General features: G+C 35.5%; 19 protein-coding genes. 5 read left to right on the top strand and 14 right to left on the bottom strand.

The genetic code is table 11. The annotated features are described in order from the left end of the window. Positions 1-133: 133 nt before the first annotated feature. The 9 genes from phoU to MHI47_RS11265 form a co-directional block, all read right to left on the bottom strand. Entirely contained in the window at positions 134-793 is a 660-nt protein-coding gene (gene phoU / locus MHI47_RS11225) for a phosphate signaling complex protein PhoU (protein ID WP_093538391.1), read from the bottom strand. Between the two features lie 18 nt (positions 794-811). After that, positions 812-1,615, bottom strand: coding sequence for a phosphate ABC transporter ATP-binding protein PstB (gene pstB / locus MHI47_RS11230; protein ID WP_419958589.1), 804 nt, complete (start codon positions 1,613-1,615; stop codon positions 812-814). A gap of 26 nt (positions 1,616-1,641) precedes the next feature. Further along, a complete protein-coding gene (gene pstA / locus MHI47_RS11235; protein ID WP_340830860.1) occupies positions 1,642-2,520 on the bottom strand; it encodes a phosphate ABC transporter permease PstA in 879 nt (292 codons plus the stop codon). 1 nt (position 2,521) lies between these two features. After that, positions 2,522-3,379 (bottom strand): phosphate ABC transporter permease subunit PstC, encoded by an 858-nt coding sequence (gene pstC / locus MHI47_RS11240; RefSeq protein ID WP_445678311.1) that lies wholly within the window; start codon positions 3,377-3,379, stop codon positions 2,522-2,524. Between the two features lie 258 nt (positions 3,380-3,637). After that, positions 3,638-4,615 (bottom strand): PstS family phosphate ABC transporter substrate-binding protein, encoded by a 978-nt coding sequence (locus MHI47_RS11245; protein WP_340830862.1) that lies wholly within the window; start codon positions 4,613-4,615, stop codon positions 3,638-3,640. A 443-nt stretch (positions 4,616-5,058) separates the two neighbouring features. Further along, positions 5,059-7,260: a peptidoglycan D,D-transpeptidase FtsI family protein gene (locus MHI47_RS11250; RefSeq protein ID WP_340830863.1), complete on the bottom strand. Its 2,202-nt coding sequence runs from the start codon at positions 7,258-7,260 to the stop codon at positions 5,059-5,061. Between the two features lie 126 nt (positions 7,261-7,386). Next, positions 7,387-7,995 carry a superoxide dismutase gene (locus MHI47_RS11255; RefSeq protein ID WP_340830864.1) on the bottom strand — a complete coding sequence of 203 codons (609 nt, stop codon included), beginning with the start codon at positions 7,993-7,995 and terminating at the stop codon, positions 7,387-7,389. Between the two features lie 119 nt (positions 7,996-8,114). After that, positions 8,115-8,594 carry a DUF456 domain-containing protein gene (locus MHI47_RS11260; protein WP_340832042.1) on the bottom strand — a complete coding sequence of 160 codons (480 nt, stop codon included), beginning with the start codon at positions 8,592-8,594 and terminating at the stop codon, positions 8,115-8,117. Next, positions 8,594-10,225: a Na/Pi cotransporter family protein gene (locus MHI47_RS11265; protein WP_340830866.1), complete on the bottom strand. Its 1,632-nt coding sequence runs from the start codon at positions 10,223-10,225 to the stop codon at positions 8,594-8,596. The genes MHI47_RS11260 and MHI47_RS11265 overlap by 1 nt, the downstream gene beginning before the upstream one ends. A 171-nt stretch (positions 10,226-10,396) precedes the next feature. Between MHI47_RS11265 and MHI47_RS11270 the strand changes: the two genes are divergently transcribed. The 5 genes from MHI47_RS11270 to MHI47_RS11290 all read left to right on the top strand — a co-directional run bounded on the left by MHI47_RS11270 (position 10,397) and on the right by MHI47_RS11290 (position 13,855). Beyond that, complete coding sequence (locus tag MHI47_RS11270) at positions 10,397-10,897, top strand: DUF1189 family protein (RefSeq protein ID WP_340830867.1); 501 nt, start codon at positions 10,397-10,399, stop codon at positions 10,895-10,897. A gap of 50 nt (positions 10,898-10,947) precedes the next feature. Continuing rightward, on the top strand, positions 10,948-11,268 hold the full coding sequence (locus tag MHI47_RS11275) for a hypothetical protein (RefSeq protein WP_093538383.1): 321 nt from the start codon (positions 10,948-10,950) through the stop codon (positions 11,266-11,268). 93 nt (positions 11,269-11,361) lie between these two features. Continuing rightward, positions 11,362-12,486 (top strand): flavodoxin-dependent (E)-4-hydroxy-3-methylbut-2-enyl-diphosphate synthase, encoded by a 1,125-nt coding sequence (gene ispG / locus MHI47_RS11280; protein WP_093538382.1) that lies wholly within the window; start codon positions 11,362-11,364, stop codon positions 12,484-12,486. Between the two features lie 12 nt (positions 12,487-12,498). Beyond that, positions 12,499-13,077 (top strand): hypothetical protein, encoded by a 579-nt coding sequence (locus tag MHI47_RS11285; protein ID WP_093538381.1) that lies wholly within the window; start codon positions 12,499-12,501, stop codon positions 13,075-13,077. Positions 13,078-13,237: 160 nt separating this feature from the next. After that, complete coding sequence (locus MHI47_RS11290; protein WP_340830868.1) at positions 13,238-13,855, top strand: NAD(P)-dependent oxidoreductase; 618 nt, start codon at positions 13,238-13,240, stop codon at positions 13,853-13,855. Positions 13,856-13,908: 53 nt separating this feature from the next. Here MHI47_RS11290 and MHI47_RS11295 read toward each other — a convergent pair whose 3' ends face one another. The 5 genes from MHI47_RS11295 to MHI47_RS11315 form a co-directional block, all read right to left on the bottom strand. Beyond that, positions 13,909-14,319 carry a Fur family transcriptional regulator gene (locus tag MHI47_RS11295; protein WP_340762687.1) on the bottom strand — a complete coding sequence of 137 codons (411 nt, stop codon included), beginning with the start codon at positions 14,317-14,319 and terminating at the stop codon, positions 13,909-13,911. Continuing rightward, on the bottom strand, positions 14,316-15,164 hold the full coding sequence (locus MHI47_RS11300) for a metal ABC transporter permease (RefSeq protein ID WP_093538378.1): 849 nt from the start codon (positions 15,162-15,164) through the stop codon (positions 14,316-14,318). The genes MHI47_RS11295 and MHI47_RS11300 overlap by 4 nt, the downstream gene beginning before the upstream one ends. Then, positions 15,161-15,928 (bottom strand): metal ABC transporter ATP-binding protein, encoded by a 768-nt coding sequence (locus MHI47_RS11305; protein WP_093538377.1) that lies wholly within the window; start codon positions 15,926-15,928, stop codon positions 15,161-15,163. Before MHI47_RS11305 ends, MHI47_RS11300 begins: the two co-directional genes overlap by 4 nt. A gap of 638 nt (positions 15,929-16,566) precedes the next feature. Further along, positions 16,567-17,451 (bottom strand): deoxyribonuclease IV, encoded by an 885-nt coding sequence (locus MHI47_RS11310; protein WP_340830870.1) that lies wholly within the window; start codon positions 17,449-17,451, stop codon positions 16,567-16,569. A 12-nt stretch (positions 17,452-17,463) separates the two neighbouring features. Continuing rightward, positions 17,464-18,762, bottom strand: coding sequence for a DEAD/DEAH box helicase (locus tag MHI47_RS11315; RefSeq protein WP_093538375.1), 1,299 nt, complete (start codon positions 18,760-18,762; stop codon positions 17,464-17,466). Positions 18,763-18,837 lie beyond the last annotated feature (75 nt).

Raw genomic sequence — 18,837 nt, forward strand, 5'->3', positions numbered from 1 at the left:
AATATTATTTTATAGATCTTTTTTAATACCTGGATATCTGAGTCAAATGCTCAAAATTTATTTTATACGTTAAATCTTTTAAAAAAACGGTAGACACCATTTAGGTATCTACCGTTTTTTAACAATCACTTATTTAATTATTTAACTCGTAATGTTTCCCTTTTAATAAATATAAAAGGCGTTCTGCAATATTAGTTGCATGGTCTGCTGATCGTTCTAAATAACGACATACAAATGATAATTGAGTAACTTGGCTTAGTTGAGCAGGATTATTAACTCCTGTGTTGAGCAAGGTTCTAATAATATGCCCATACATTTCATCTACCTCATCATCTAGTTTGGCTATAGTTTTAGCTTCTTCCATGTTCTCGTTTGTAAAGGCATCCAGAACTTGTTTAAGCATTTTAATCGTTTTATTGCGCATTTCATCAAGCAAAACAATCGGCTCAATATGCTCGTCTTTTCCTATACGAATTGTTTCCTTCGCAATATTACATGCATAATCACCAATCCGCTCCATATCAGCTGCAATTTTGACAAGTACCATTAGTCTACGTAAATCAGTAGCTACCGGTTGTTGTTTTGCTATCAATAAAATTACTCGATCATTTATTTCTTCTTCCATACGGTTAATATGCTCATCATTTTCGAGTATAGCTAGAGCACCTTCAATATTTTTCTGAAAAAGAAAATTCATTGAGCTGTCTAAATTATCAATAGCTGCATTACTTAAATCTAGTAACAAAGATTGAACAAAGTTTAAATCTGCATCAAACTTCTCTCTTCCAACCATTTTAAATTACCCCTTTCATCATCCAAAACGCCCAGATATATAATCTTCTGTACGGTTATCTTCAGGCGTTGAAAAAATAACATCTGTCTTATCGAATTCAACCACTTCCCCATTTAAGAAAAATGCTGTTTTATCCGATATACGTGCTGCTTGTTGCATATTATGCGTCACTATAATGATGGAATAGTCTTGCTTCAATTCTTGTATGAGTTCTTCTACTTTAAGTGTAGAAATTGGATCTAGTGCAGATGTTGGTTCATCCATTAGTATAACATCTGGCTCTATTGCAAGACATCTAGCGATACATATGCGTTGCTGCTGACCACCTGATAGGCTATAGGCATTTGTAGTTAATCGGTCTTTAACTTCCTCCCATATGGCAGCACCGCGTAAACTTTTCTCTACAATTTCATCCAAAACCTTTTTGTTTTTTATACCATGAATTCTAGGTCCATACGCAATATTGTCATAAATGGACTTAGGAAAAGGATTAGGCTTTTGAAATACCATTCCTACTTTTGTACGTAACTCTTCAACACCATAATTTGCATCAAAGATATTTCGTTCACGATATAGGATTGCTCCGGATGTTTTAACCGTTGGCACTAATTCTACCATACGATTCAACGTTTTAATATATGTTGACTTACCACAACCCGATGGCCCTATTATAGCAGTAACTTCATTTTCCTTAATTTGTAAATCTATATTTTTTAGCGCGTGATGATTCCCGTACCATAAGTTTAACTTTTGCGTATCGTAAACAATGCTAGAAGCTACCATTTGTTTTGCGGACCCTTTTTCCAACGTTTGTACCATCATTTAGTTCCTCCTAATATTCATCGTATTTAATAGCGTTTTTGGAATTTATTTCGAATAAATATAGCAACCGAGTTCATCAGAAGCAAGAATATCATAAGGACGAGAATACCTGCAGATGAAACGTATTGGAAAGCCTCTTGCGGCCTTTTTGCCCAATCATAAATTTGCATTGGCAAAGCTGTAAATTGGCTAAGTAAATTATCGGGTAGAAAGTGAACAATTACTGGGATACCAATTACTACCAAAGGAGCTGTTTCTCCAACTGCACGTGAAAGTGCTAAAATTGCCCCAGTTATTATTCCCGGTATAGCTGAAGGCAATACAATATTAATGATTGTTTGCCATTTTGTAGCTCCCATACCATAGGAAGCTTCACGCACATCTTGTGGAACTGCTCGAATTGCTTCTTGGGACCCTACAATTATTACTGGCAGTATTAATAAGCTCATTGTAAAGCCAGCAGCTAATACACTATTTCCCAGCGCTAATGCTCGAGCAAAAATTGTTAACCCTAGTAAACCGAATACAACAGATGGAACTCCTGCTAAGTTTGAGATATTCATTCGTATAAAATTATTCAACTTATTTTTTGTAGCGTATTCTTCCAGATAAATAGCTGTCCCAACTCCCAAAATAATAGATACTGGAGCAACTACACACATTAACCATATTGAGCCAACTAGCGCTGCTTTAATACCCGCTTTTTCGGGTACACGAGATCCAAAGTTTTGGAAGAATTCAGGAGTTAAATAACCTACCCCTTGGGAGATGATGCGGTAGAACAGTACTCCCAAAACTAATAATGCAAATAACGTTGCTGCTAAAAAGATAGTTTTGAATATACCATTTACTATTAATCGTTTATTCATTTTCTTTACTACTGCTTCATGATTCACATATCTCATATTAATATTCCTCCCGATACTTTTTGGAAATAACGTGAGCAAGATAGTTCATTAACAAAGTAAAGAGGAATAGCGTAAATCCAACTGCATAGATCGAATAATAAATAGTTGTACCATAACCTGCGTCACCTGAAGAAACTTGGACAATATACGCTGTCATTGTTTGAATTGATTCAGTAATATTTAAATCGAATTTTGGTGTAGAGCCACCAGCTAAAGATACAATCATTGTTTCACCAATTGCCCTTGAAACTGCTAAAACTACCGATGCTGTGATGCCTGAAAGTGCAGCTGGTAGAACTACCTTTAATGCTACTTCTAATTTAGTAGAACCTATGGCTAAAGCGCCTTCTCGTATCGAATTCGGTACAGAGGACATTGCATCTTCTGATAAGGATGCGATCATTGGTAAAATCATAACCCCTACAACTATACCGGGGCTTAGCGCATTAAAGATTTTTAAATCCGGTATAAATTGTTGAAGTAAAGGTGTAACAAATGTTAAAGCAAAGAATCCATATACAATAGTTGGAACTCCTGCTAACACTTCTAAAACAGGTTTAATAATTCTTCTACTTTTATCAGTTGCATACTCACTCAAAAATATTGCTGAAGCAATACCAAAGGGTACAGCAACTACAACCGCAATAGCAGTAACTTTTAAAGTTCCCACTATCAGTGGTAGTATTCCAAATAATTGTTCAGTATTTGCAAATGGATACCATTCGGTACCAAATAAGAAGTCAGATATATTTACTTCTTTAAAAAATATGACCGTTTCAACAATTAGTGTTCCAACAATACCAAATGTCGTTAGTACAGATACAGAAGCGATCAATAAAAGGATGATTGGAATCATCTTTTCTATTATTTTTCTCTGCTTTTTACCACTTGAATTTTGAATAAGCTCTTGTACTGAAAGCTTGTCAGCCCTATGCTTTTGACCCACGGTGAATCCCCCTTTTACCAAAACGCAAGAAATGAGTAGCAGAAGCTACCCATTCCACACCTTTTCCGTTTACCAATTTCCCCGGTATAACAGGCTGTAATAGCACATGCTTCAACCCTTATTAGTAAAGTACATCTCTCACAAATTGAAGTTACAATTTTTACTCGCTTATTTTAAAGCTTCTAGAGTAGATAGACCCTTTTCGTATTCAGTATCTGGAAGACGAACATAGCCAACCGCTTCAGCCATATCTCCAGCATTTTCAAGAGAATACTCTATAAAATCATATAACGCAGCATTTTCTGCTAATGCTTTGTTACTTACATACGTAAATAATGGGCGAGATAATGGAGAATATTCTCCAGATTCAATTGTTTCGTTATTTGGCTCAACACCCTCAATTTTCACTGCTTTTAATGTATCTTGGTTTGCTAAGTAGTAAGCGTAACCGAAGAAGCCGATTGCATTTTTATCCGCTTGTACACCTTGTACTAGAACATTATCATCTTCTGAAAGTGTTGCTGCTTTTACAAGGTCAGCTTCATCCAAAATTACTTCATCAAAATAGTCATATGTTCCTGAATCTGTTCCAGGGGAGTAGAAAATAATTTCTTCATCTGGCCATTCAGCATTAATATCCGACCACTTTTTTGTTGTTCCATCTTCAATCCACATTTTCTTTAAATCTTCCACTGTTACATCTTCAACCCAATCATTATCTTTACTTACAACAACTGTTAAACCGTCGTTTGCAAGTTTAAATTCTGTATAATCAATTCCTGCTGCTTCTAATTCTGCTTTCTCTTCATCTTTAATCGGACGAGATGCATTAGAGAAATCTGTTGTGCCTGCGATGAATTTTTCAAAACCTCCACCAGTTCCCGATACACCCACAGTTACTTTAACTTTTTCTTGTACTGCTGCGTATTCTTCAACAAGTGCTTCCATTATTGGTGCTACAGTACTTGATCCATCACCGGATACTTGTCCTTCTAGAGTTGCTTCATCTTGAGTATCACCTGTTGCTGCTTCTTCTGTACCAGTTTCATTTTCAACTTCATCTGCAGTTGAATCATCTCCACAAGCTCCTAGTGCCAGTGCCGAACCAACCATTGTTGTCATCATTAAATACTTCCAGCTTTTCATCAGGTAAATCCCCCTATGTGTTGTTTTGTTTTCTTTTACTTACAAGATTTACTTTATAGGTTCTATATTTAGACCGTATGAATGGAGTGTAAAGCTTTTGTAAATAGGGGTGAGAGTAATTTGAGAGTTCAAAGCAAATGCTTAAGGTAAAAAACTTTTATATAGAAGAAAAAAAGATGCTAGACATAAAAAAGCGCCAGAAGATAAATTTCCACCTTCTAGCGCCTAACTTTGTTGGATTAAAAGTTATTTTTTCTAACAATCACAAATCTTTTATGCTATAAAAAACCGAGCAAAAAGATGCCCGGTTTTAAATAACAGTAATGTAGATATGCCATTGATTTCCCACTTCAAGAAGAACGCTTTGCTTTTATATACTTTCTTATTCTTATTTAAAAAAGGAAGTGATCTCGTCACTTCCTTTTTTTGTTAAGTAAATTATATTAATCGTTTTCTTCTTCATCAATTTTAGCATTTGTAAATGCCGGTTTTATAAGAGAAGTAGAAGTGGAATCAATTTCCTCTGTCTCTTTATTTTTTTTCTTAATTTCAAAATATTTATCCACAAGTTCTCTTGCTATCCCTGTAGAGAAATTGGTTTTGTAAGATGATTCTAAAGAAGCATCTGGAATAACAAGTGCGTACGCAATTTCAGGATTATCATAGGGAGCGAAACCAATATGCGTTAAATTTACAGTTTTCAATGTTTGCCATAAATCTGCATCAAACTCGCCAGCTTGGGCAGTTCCTGTTTTTCCTCCACCTGTAAATGGAGCATTTGCAAATGCGCCTCTAGCTGTACCTTTATCACCAAAATACACACGTTGCATACCTTTACGAACTTGTTCAATTTCTGCACGTGAGTTATCTACAGTATTTAAAATGGTTGGAGTCATTTCTTTTACTACTGACCCTAATTGAACACCATCTTCAGAAGGTTCTCTAATCTCTTTGACTACATGAGGTTGAATTCTGTTTCCTCCGTTTGCTATGGTAGAAACAAATTGCGCAAGCTGCAATGTAGTGTACGTATCATACTGACCAATACTCAGATCAAGTAGCTTACCATCTGCAAATCCACCTGTCTCCCCGTTCACTTCTCCAGGCAGATCAATACCAGTTAATGAACCAAGTCCAAGCTGAGCATAACCACTTCTCATTTTAAGAAAGGCTTCCGTTCCAAAATTGATAGACTGATTAGGCACATAGTTTTTACCAGCTACTCCAAATGCAGTTTTAAACATAAACACATTGGAAGAACGTTCCAACGCTTGTAAATCACTCACTCGAATGCTACCAGATCTATTAAATACGGAACTCTTAGGTGCTGAGTCTTTTATACGGATAGGTTCATCAACTAACGTACCATTAATGGAATATATACCTTCGCGATAACCTGTAAGTACAGTAGCGGGCTTTACAGTGGATCCCATTTCATATGCATTGGTAAATGCACCAAATGCATAGTCTTGAATTTCTTTTGCTCCCGTTTTTTCATTACGCCCGACTTGTTTTCCTACAAGCGAAAGCACCTCACCTGTGTAAGGATCCATCATTATAAAATAAGCATGTTCTAAATACTTACCACCATAGCTATTGCTATATTTAAGTAGTTCTTTTGCAAGAATTTCTTCATGTGCTAATTGAACTTCACTATCCATTGTTAACACTAAATCTTTGCCTGGCTCTCCTTCAAAAACAGTTTGAATATCAATTACTCTTCCTTTTCCATCCGTAATATTTTTTACAACACTTTTTTGACCTTGAAGAACTTCTTCATACTGTTGTTCAATATAACTTGTACCAACCCGATCATTTCGAGAATAATCACGAGCTAGAAAATAATCTAAGCGGTCTTTTGGAATACCTATTTTCGGTAGTGTTGTGGTGCCTAGGATAGCCAGTGATGAATTTTTCACTCGGCGCCAATCTGTCGTGGTGTTTACTCCTTCTAAGTCTCCAAGTCTTTCAGAAACCCGCGCAAATTCTTCCACTGAAACTTCTTCCTTAACGTCATCTCCTTTAATAATTTGAGGAGATAATGCATAACCAGAAGCCATCACTCGATAAATAGCAATGATTTCTAATTGTTCGGGGGTAAATGAATTCAGTTGTTCTTCCGTAATTCTGCTTCTAGTTAAACGATTGATTTCTTTACTTTTCTCTTTTTTGTCTAAGTCTTCATTTGCTTCTATTTTTTTTCTCTCTTTATCACTCACTAACTCGAGAGCTTCCTCTGGATTTTCTTTTAACCAGAAGTCCTGCAAATCACTCTTTGTAATTCCTGCTGGTATTTTTTCTATTAATAGACTTAGTTCTTCTGCAATTTCATACATATCTTCGGATTTTGTTGTTTGCATTTTGGTATATGTAATAGCTCGCTGTGGAAGATTATCAACCATTATACGTCCTTCACTATCGAAAATACGACCACGGGGAACACTAGTGTTTACTGGTACTTCCTCGGTACGGGCTAATTCTCGGGTGTAATCTTCACCTTTAACAATTTGGAGATAGCCTAATCGGAGTATTAGCATAGTAAAGAGGATAAATATCGAGAAAAATAGTATGTTCATACGAAATGTAATATTTGCTCGTTGTTTAGCCTTCATATTTTGTGCACGTTTATTTGGAATTTTTCGCATGAGTTCACCTTCTTTATTAAATAATTTACATATGAACAGTGTAACATAAAAAGCACACACTTTTAGACGAAAAAGTGTGTGCAAAGTTTCAATTATTATAGATGTTACGTTACTTTAGCAAAATTCTTATTTTGCAGCAGTGAAACGTTTAGATACTTCATCCCAGTTTACTACATTCCAGAAAGAACCGATGTAGTCTGGACGACGGTTTTGATAGTTTAAGTAGTAAGCATGTTCCCAAACATCTAAACCTAATAATGGAGTTTTACCTTCCATAATCGGTGAATCTTGGTTTGCTGTAGAAGAAACTTCTAATTCTCCGTTAGCTACTGATAACCAAGCCCAACCTGAACCAAAACGTGTTGTAGCAGCTTTAGCGAATTCTTCTTTGAATGCGTTGAAGCTACCGAATTTAGCGTCGATTGCTGAAGCTAATTCTCCTGTTGGATTTCCGCCACCGTTTGGAGATAAGATTTGCCAGAATAATGAGTGGTTAGCATGTCCGCCACCATTGTTGCGAACTGCAGTACGGATTGCTTCTGGAACAGCGTCTAAATTAGCGATTAACTCTTCCACTGATTTGCCTTGTAGATCCGAATGATCTGCAAGTGCGTTATTTACGTTAGTCACGTAAGTATTGTGGTGTTTAGTGTGATGAATATTCATCGTTTCTTTGTCGATATGTGGTTCTAGTGCATCATATGCGTAAGGTAATTCTGGTAATTCATATGCCATTATTGTTTCCTCCTAAAGAATATTTTAGAAAATTCTTTCCATGTATTAGCGTATCAAACTATGAACAATCGTTCAATTAAAATCGACTAAAATAATTATAATCATACTTTTGACTGAAATTACACAAAGAATATAAACACAATAAGCATTATCACTAAAACAATAATCTTTACTAATGAAGAAGTTAAAAATCCTATTAAAGAACCTACTCCTGATTTAATCGCTTGTTTTAAACCAAGCCGTGTCACAATCAGTTCTGCCAAGACAGCACCAATAAAGGGTCCTATTAAAATACCCGCTACAGGGATAACAAATGGGCCAAAAAGGAGCCCAACAGTACTTCCCCACACTCCAGCTTTGGTCCCTCCGAACTTTTTCACTCCAAAAGCATTTGCCGCCATATCCGCTCCGAATAGTAATACAACAAAAAGAATTTGAATTACCCAAAACAACCAGGTCAGCTCTGCAAAAGAGAAAAATAATCCATATACAACATATCCCAGTAGCATAAACACAACCGATGGGATTATAGGATAAAACGTGCCGATAAAAGCAACGATAAAACATAAAATGATTAATATCCAACCAATTATATCTATCATATTCTTTTACCTAATACAGTTTCCGCAATATTGGAAGCGTGATCGCCTATACGTTCTAAATTACTTAAAATATCAACAAAAACAATTCCTGCTTGTCCAGAGCAAGTGCCTTGGTTCACACGTAGAATATGATTTTTTCTAAACTGACGTTCCATTTTGTCAATTACATTTTCTTGTTCTGACACTTTTTTCGCCAATTCGACATTGCTCGTATCTAATGCTTCCAATGATATAGAAACAGTTTCTATTGTAAGCTCGAACATTTCCGACACATCTTTTATAGCATCTTCCGTAAGGAATAAACGATTCACTTCTTTATAATCGACTAATTCTATGATATTTTCAAAATGATCTCCAATTCTTTCTACATCCCGAACTGTGTCCATTAATATATTATGTCTATTAGAATCTTGTACTGATAAAGGTTGTGATGAGATTTTCACTAAATAATCTGTAATTTTTTGATCTAAGTTATTTAATGCATCTTCTATTTGATAACCTAAATCTGCATCTTTTTTAAGGTTTGTTTTTAAATAAGCGTATGTCGTTTCTAGTCCTTGCACACTTAATGCACCCATTCGCAATATTTCTTCTTTTGCTTGACCAATAGCGATAGATGGTGATTGTTCAATAAAGTGAACATCTAAGTGTTTTGGTTTATATTCGATTGAAACATCCTCACCAGGGATAAGTTTAGTAACGAGATAAGCCCATGCTCCAATAAGCGGGAATTGAATAATTGTATTGGCTACATTAAATGATCCATGTGCGAATGCTATTTGCATTTTATTTTCCAGATCAAGTACACCGGAAATCCATTCAATGTACATTGTAAAAGGTGTCAACAATATTAAAAATATAATACTACCTACTACATTAAATAATACATGTGTAGCCGCAGCACGCTTAGCTGCAACTGATGTACCTAAAGAAGCAAGTATCGCTGTAATAGTTGTACCAATATTATCTCCAAATAAAACTGGAAGTGATCCTTGTAAAGAAAGAAGGTTTTCCGCATAAAGTCCTTGAAGAATCGCCACCGTTGCACTTGAGCTCTGTACGACCAACGTGAAAATAGTCCCACTTAATACTCCGAGAATAGGGCTATCACTCATACTAAGTGTAAAATCAGTAAAGGTAGTCAATTCTCTAAGCGGCTTCATCCCACCACTCATTAATTCGAGGCCAAGGAACAATCCACCAAATCCAAAAATAACTTCCCCTAAATTTTGGATTTTATTCTTCTTAAAGAAAAACAACAAAAATGCCCCAACTGCCATAATAGGTAAAGCATAAGCACCAACATCAATACCGATGATAAAGGCAGTTATAGTAGTTCCGATATTTGCACCCATGATTACACCGATTGCTTGTCTAAGCTTCATGAATCCGGCACTTACTAAACCAACAGTAATAACTGTTGTACCAGAACTAGACTGAATAAGCACAGTAACAATAATACCTACTAATACACCCATAAATGGGTTAGTCGTATACTTATCTAAAATATCACGAAGTTTATCGCCTGCAGCTTTTTGAAGTCCATCACCCATAAATTTAATTGCGAACAAGAAAATACCCAGCCCACCAAAAAATTGAAAGAGTATTTCCTGCCAATTTAATTCCACTCTATACTCAACTCCCATTTTCGACAATTTTCACATACTTCTCTATTATTCAGTAAGCAGCAACGTATTGTAAATAGTTTAAAACATTCTTTACAATTTCTTAACAAAGCAAATGCTACTTTATGTTTTTATTTGCTTAATGTTAGAATGAGATTGAAAGGGTGACAACATTTGAGTTTATTTCAATTATTTAAATCTAGCTTATATAGTCCTAAAAAAATGGCTGCTTTTAGACTTATACCGATTGGCAAAGTAATGCAATATATATTTAGTTATATATTTATCATGTCCATTATTTCTTTTATTTATTTCATCAACGGAATTTCTGACCAACAACAATCGATGGAAGGTTTACTAGAATATTTTGCCCAGATTCAATGGCTTTTATATCCATTCTCCTTTATATTTTTATTTGTATTAAACACTATGTTAATTTTTGTTCGTATAAGTATATTTGCATATATAGGTAGTATTATTCTTCTGCTTAGAAAGAGAAAAGGTGAATTTCGTCATATTTGGAGAACTACTCTCTTTGCAAGTACAATTCCAATGATAATCTCTATTATTTTGGCTATTTTACAAGTTTCAAACAACTATCTTCAATTAGTAATCTATACACTAACTTTGATAATTATCTTTTTAACGACTAAATACTATCCAGTGAAAAGATAATACATAGTACCCCCTTACCTCGCATAGATTAAGAGTAAGGGGGTTTTCTTATGAAAATATTTGTAGCAACTATTCTATTACTAGTTTCTTTCTATATTATTAAAGTAGATTTGATCGAAGGAACTATCCCACTAGCCTACTCCTCTCAACCAGTAACATGTGAGAAAGAGTTAGATTATATAACTGTGGAAGTTATGGCTGGAGATACACTACATTCATTATTTGCCCTATATCCTTCTAGTGAAACAATCACCTATACGGAGAGATTTACTGACTTCTACACGCTTAATCCACATTTTATAAATCAGGCGTTTAAAGCAGGCGAAAATGTTCTTTTACCTACCTATACTTCGTCAACTGAATGTAAATAATGTAAAATAGAGCGTTCTTTCTTGTCATTTCATTGGAAAGACTGATAAAATGGTGAATAGTGATGGCATATGCCTCAAGAAGGAGAGAATTTCATGAGCGGATTAATACATCGTTCCAAAACTCGTCCAGTACGAGTTGGAAACTTAACAATAGGTGGAAGCAACGAGCTATTTATACAAAGTATGACAACAACAAAAACACATGATGTAGAAGCAACAGTTGCTGAAATCTTACGTTTAGAAGAAGCAGGCTGTCAAATCGTACGTGTCGCATGTCCAGATGAACGTGCAGCTTACTCGATTGGCGAGATAAAAAAACGCATTAATATTCCTTTAGTAGTAGATATTCACTTTGACTATAAGTTAGCACTTATCGCAATAGAGCAGGGTGCTGATAAAATACGTATAAACCCAGGTAATATTGGCCGTAAAGAAAAAGTGGAAGCAGTTGTAAATGCAGCTAAAGCAAAAGGTATTCCAATTCGTATAGGAGTAAATGCTGGTTCCCTTGAAAGAAAAATTTTAGAAAAATATGGTTATCCAACTGCAGATGGAATGGTAGAAAGTGCGTTACATCATATTAAAATACTAGAAGATTTAGACTTTCATGATATCATCGTCTCCATGAAAGCATCGGATGTAACATTGGCTGTAGAGGCTTATCGTAAAGCATCCGAAGCATTTGACTACCCTCTTCACTTAGGAATTACAGAATCTGGTACCCTTTTCTCAGGATCAATCAAAAGTGCCGCTGGATTAGGTACACTTTTAAGCATGGGAATCGGTAACACAATGCGTGTATCCTTAAGTGCAGACCCAGTAGAAGAAATAAAAGTAGCACGCGAATTACTAAAAGTTTTCGGACTATCTTCTAATTCAGCTACGCTAATTTCTTGCCCTACTTGTGGACGTATTGAAATTGACTTAATAAAAATTGCAAATGAAGTAGAAGAATATATCTCGCACATTAAAGCCCCTCTTAAAGTTGCAGTACTTGGCTGTGCAGTTAATGGCCCAGGAGAAGCTCGTGAGGCAGATATAGGGATCGCAGGCGCACGTGGTGAAGGTCTGTTATTCATGAAAGGCAAAACAGTGCGTAAAGTACCTGAAGAAACAATGGTCGAAGAACTTAAAGTAGAAATAGACAAACTTGCTGCAGAATATTTTGCAAACAAAGAGCTAGAAGAGCAGCAAAAGCAAGAAAAAACACAAGTGTAAGGAATGGTGTAATTGACGAATATACGATTTGGTATCGATATAGACGGGACAGTAACATCCCCTACTTCTTTACTTCCTCATATTAACGAAGCATTTAAATGTAATTTACAGTTAGAAGATATTAAAGAATATGATTTAACGAAGGCATTTCCAGTAAGTCAAAAAGAATTTTACGAATGGTTTAAAAAAGCTGAAGCTACTATTTATGCCACATCCCCTATTCAACCAGATGCACACGCTGTATTATCTGCTTGGAAAGAAAAATACGAGTTATATTTTATCTCTGCTCGTGGTGATAATGTCATGGACATTACACTAGATTGGTTTAAACAACAAGAGTTGTTATACGATCATATTGAACTGATTGGCACACATAACAAAATAGAGACGGCTCGAAGACATGGTGTTCATGCATTTTTTGAAGACAAACACGATAATGCCGTTGAAATTAGTGAGGAACTTGATATTCCCGTAATATTATTTAATACACCATATAATCAGTTGCCAGTACCATCTCGTGTTATCCGAGTGAATAATTGGATTGAAGCGAATAACTGGATTGAAAAAGAATTTTCAATGGCTATAAAGTAAAACTTCAGAGTTTCATGTGAATAGTTAGGCTAGCTGAAATAGATAATAGAGTATAAAATCGCTGAGGTTTTATACTCTATTTTTATGGGTTAGAACTTGTTTACTTTTAACATTAAAATAACTAGAGCAATGCTATCTTAAATATGAAGGAGAATAGAGTATGAATATTATTGTATTTGGGGCAAACGGTGGTGTCGGAAAGCATTTTACTAAACTAGCTTTAGATAAAGGACATGAAGTTACCGCTTTTGTGAGGTCCCCTTCGAAATTAGAATTGGTGCATGAACGTTTAACTATTATCCAAGGTGATGCTTTTGATAAAGCGGCCGTTAAAGAAGCTATTGCAGGTAAGGAAGCTGTTATTTCTTGTCTAGGCTCTACAACTGGCATGAAAAAATCTACCCAGTTAGAAGAGATGACAAAGAATGTTGTTGACGGAATGGTCGCTAATAATGTCCAACGCATTGTCTATGTTGCCTCGGCAGGAATAGAAAATGAGATACCAGGTTTAATGGGCAAATTAATGATAAAAATGCTTAAAAATGTGCTAACTGATCATTCGAATGCAGTTAGTTATATAAGAAATAATCATTTAACCTTTACAATTGTACGCCCTATGGGTTTGAACGATAAAGAATTTACAGGTGTTTATAAAGAGGCTTTAACGGGTGTGCCAAGCACAGGTAGAACTATTACTAGAGCAAATGTAGCAGATTTTATATATAAGGCTCTTATGAACAAGGAATATGAAAATACATCCGTTGGATTGAGTGATTAAGCAATATACAAAAAAAGTAGCGTAGACCTTATACTGGTCTACGCTACTTTTTATTAATGACAGGATGGGCAATTGCCATAGATTTCGAATTTGTGGTTTTCTATTTCGTAGCCTGGTATAGCATTTTGCAATACTTCCATTGGACAAAATGGAATTTCTTTAATATTGCCACAGGACATACAGATGAAATGATGGTGATGATGATCAGCCTCACATTGCATTCTAAAATGTTTCTCTCCTGTTAACTCGGTTTCTTCTAATATTCCCAGATTTACAAAGGTACTTAAATTTCTATAAATTGTATCATAGCTCATCCCGGGATGTTCTTTTTTCATCACATTCAGAATATCTTTAGCAGTTATATACTTTTCCGTTTCGGTAAAAATGCTTAGTATTTGCTCGCGTTTATCTGTTTTTTTAAATCCTTCATTTTTTAAAATATCCCATGCTTTTTCTATATTCACCCTGAAACAGCTCCCTTGCTCCCTATCTTTTTAGAAAAAATAGTTAGAAGTAAAATGATAATTGAAGTAACAACAATTGTTCCACCTGGCGCTAAATCCAAATAAAATGCACTAACCAATCCAACAATAACAGACAACTCACCGAATATAACAGATAGCAAAATCGCCTGTTTAAAGCTTTTAGATATACGCATAGCAGCAGCAACAGGCAGTGTCATAAGTGAGGAAACAAGTAAGATACCTACAATTCGCATCGACCCTGCAATAACTAATGCCGTCACTATCATAAATAATACATGAATCCATTTAGCAGGAAGTCCTGATGCTTTCGCATATTCCTCATCGAAAGAAAGTACAAATAATTCTTTAAAAAATAAACTTAAAAATACTATGACAATTAATGCAATGCCTATAATAATCCACAAGTCCTGACGACTTACTGCAGATACGGAACCAAATAAATAGCTAAATAGGTCCGAACTAAATCCTTCTGCTAATGAGATGAAAATTGCTCCAAAACCGAGGCCAGCAGACATGATAATAGGTATAGCAAGTTCCTCATAGTGTTTATATAATCTTCTTAATCTCTCGATAAACAACGACCCAGTCACAGATGCGACTATTCCTAAATATAATGGGTTTAATAGGGCCAATGCCCCGACAGACTGACTCAAATATAAGCTACCAGCAATACCAGCCAATGTTACATGACTCAAAGCATCAGCTATTAACGAAAGTCTACGAACAACTATAAAAACCCCTAATAGTGGAGCGATAAAACCGATGATTAGACCTGAGGCAAAAGCATTTTGTAAAAATTCATAGTGAAAAATAGAGTCAATCATGATTTTACCTCACTTTGATGATCGACTTTACGAACTGCGTGTCCATACCAAGCCTCTAATTGTTCATCACTCATCTGGTCCATCTCATTTTTAAAACCATGAAAATGAATTCGCTGGTTCAAACAAGCAACGTGACTTATACTTTTGGATACTGCATCGACATCATGGGTAACTAACACAATGGTAATATTATGTTCCCGATTTAAATGACTTAACATATTATAAAAAGATTTTACATTTTTGCTATCTACTCCAACGGTTGGCTCGTCAAGTATCAATACATTTGGATTACTGATTAATGCTCTAGCGATAAAAACACGCTGTTGCTGTCCTCCAGAAAGATCGCCAATATTTTTCATAGAATATTCATCCATACCGACTGATTTTAACGCTTGTCTTACCTGTTTGTTAACATTTGCAGGATATCGATGAAATAACCCTGTCTTCTTTACTAAACCACTTCTAACTACCTCAGTCACCGTTGCCGGGAATCCGGTATTAAACGAATTGGACTTTTGTGAAACATACCCAATGCGTTCTTTCTCTTTAAACTGATTAACTGGCTTCCCAAAAAGAAGTACTTCACCGCTCGTTGGTTTTAATAATCCTAGTATTATTTTCAATAATGTAGACTTACCAGAACCATTAGGTCCAATAATCGCAAGAAAGTCACCTTCTGCAATAGTAAGATTAATATCGATTAATGCCTTAGTTTGTTCGTATTGGTACGAAATGTTATGTAAGTTGATCAATGGGCTTCCCATTATTTTTCCTCGATTCTAATTAAGAATGATTACGATTTACAAAGTATTAGTATAGTCCATATTGCACCATGTGTAAATAAAAATTACTTGGAAGGATGTTATTCTGGATATCCATAAATTTGTTCAACAGTTACAAACATGCTCTATTAAGGAGTTTAAGACAATCGTAAAGGGCTTTGATATAGAAATTTCCGACAAAGAATTAAAAAGTGTCTATCCATTACTAAAAGAAATTTCCCTTTCCTGGCTTTTATTTGGCGTTCCGCTTGCTATCCAACAAAAACTAATTCAAATACTTGGGGAACAACGTGCTATGGAACTTTATAAAGAAATTAAAGAAAAAGCACCAACTTCTTTTGGATGAAAGAAGTTAATACCTGAAAATTTCTATCTAAAATAGGTAATTGCAATACAATAATACTTACTGATTTCCGATACAAACGAACGCTGCACCGTCCTCGCCTCTTGTGGACCGAAGTTAGTGGGCGATGTATATAAAAAACACCATACACGATTATAGAAAAAAGAGATGTTGGTTGGTTGTAACATCTCGTTACAACCAACCAACACCCCTATAAATAAGCGCGGTAATCATCTAGAAAACAGCGTTTAATTTGAAAAGAACGTGCTCTTGCATGTTAGCGCAACGCATCTATTGCTTCTGCATTAAATTGTTTTGAGCGAAGCATTTCAATCTCATGCTTGTATGGAGCTTCCTTCGATTTAGCGTCTACACCAACAAAAGGCGTTTCTAAAATTTTAGGGATTTCCATCAATTGAGGATGGTGCACAATGTACTGCAAAGCATCAAATCCAATTTCACCAAAACCGATGTTCTCATGTCGATCCTTTGCTGCTCCACATACATTTTTACTATCATTGATATGAAGTACTTTTAAACGATCAATACCAATTATTTTATCGAATTCATTTAAGACTCCATCAAAATCTTCCACGATATTATAACCAGCATCATGAATATGACAAGTATCCATGCAAATGGACAATCGATGATTATTTACAACACCGTCGATAATTTGTGCAAGTTCATCAAAAGTGCGACCACATTCTGAGCCTTTTCCAGCCATCGTCTCTAAAGCTATTTGAACAGGCCAATCGGTTGTCAGCACTTCATTTAAACCTTCAACAATTCTAGCAATACCTGCTTCTACTCCTGCTCCTACGTGAGCTCCTGGATGCAATACAATTTGAGTAGCACCTAAATGAGCAGTTCTTTCAATTTCCTTTTGTAAAAACTCTACACCAAGAGCAAAAGTCTCAGGTTTTGTTGTATTACCTAAATTGATGATATAAGGAGCATGCACGACGATATTGGACATCCCATTTTCTTTCATATGAGCGATACCAGCGTCAATATTCAATTCTTCAATTGGTTTTCTTCTAGTATTTTGTGGTGCTCCTGTATATATCATAAAAGTATTTGCACCATATGATGCAGCCTCTTTACTTGAACCCAGTAGCATCTCTTTTCCACTCATCGAAACATGTGAACCTAATAACATGATGACAACTCCTTATTTCTTGCGGTTTTTAATACGTCTTTCTCTTTTTTTCACAATATCCATTTCCCATTTCATATTACGTTTGTAGCCTGGTTTAACCTTTTTAGGCTTACGAACTTGGGCTTTAGCGATTGCATCTATTTCATTTTCATTTTTTGTACGATTTTTACGTGCATGGCGTTCTTTAAGTTCAGACCATTCACCATTAACGACATCCTTATGCTCTAGTGGAATCCCCATTTTTTCAAGGCGCACTAAAGCATCTTCGTCTGATGGTTCATATAAAGAAATTGCGATCCCAGTCATGCCAGCACGAGCTGTTCTGCCTACGCGGTGAACGAAGAACTCTAAATCATCTGGAAGTTCATAGTTAATCACATGGCTTACTCCAGGAATATCAATACCACGAGCAGCTAAATCGGTTGCCACGATATATTGGAATTCTAGTTCATGTATTTGTTTCATCACACGTTTACGATCACGAGGTGAAATATCGCCATGAACAACACCAACTTTGACACCATTTCCTTCTAAATAATGCGCTACTTCGTCTGCATGTTGTTTCGTATTTGTAAATATAATGGCTAAGTATGGATTAATACCTTCCATTACATCCAACAAGCGTTTCTTTCTAGATTTGCTTCGAACCGGAGTTACAATAAATTCAATACCCTCTGCTACTCGACGTTTCTCGCCTATTTTTATATGGACTGGTGAATCCATATATTTTTTTAAGAAAGGTTGTAATTTTTCTGGAATTGTAGCAGAAAATACATACATTTCTAATTTATCAGGCATACGAGATGCAAATTGATCAATTTCATTGATAAAGCCAAGATCGAAAGCTAAGTCAGCTTCATCTACAACTAAAACTTTTGCTGTATGAACAAGTAGTGCTTGCTCTACAGTAAGATCACGAAGTCTACCTGGCGTTCCAACTACGATTTGTGGTTGAGTTTTTAATTTTTCGATTGAACGAGCTTTATCCGTTCCACCAATAAATAATTTTGTTTGAATATCTGTGCCTTCTACTAGCTTGTTCAACTCTTTATAAATTTGCGTTGCAAGCTCTCTTGTTGGTGATGTAATAACTGCTTGTACTTCTCTTTTACTAGCATCTATTTTTTCAACAATTGGGATTAAAAAACTATGTGTTTTTCCTGTTCCAGTATGTGCTTGACCAATCGCACTTTTCCCCTTTAATACAAGTGGAATCATTTCTTTTTGAATTGGCGTTGGTTCTTGGAAGCCTAATTTTTCTATTGCATCTAATAAAAAAGGCTGAAAACTATAATCTGTATATTTTGACATTGTACGTCACTCCCTCACATTTCTTTATTGTACCACGATTGTACATAAAACGTACAATTTGCATAGAATATAATA

This window comes from Psychrobacillus sp. FSL H8-0487, assembly GCF_038008385.1.
Taxonomy (GTDB): domain Bacteria; phylum Bacillota; class Bacilli; order Bacillales_A; family Planococcaceae; genus Psychrobacillus; species Psychrobacillus psychrotolerans.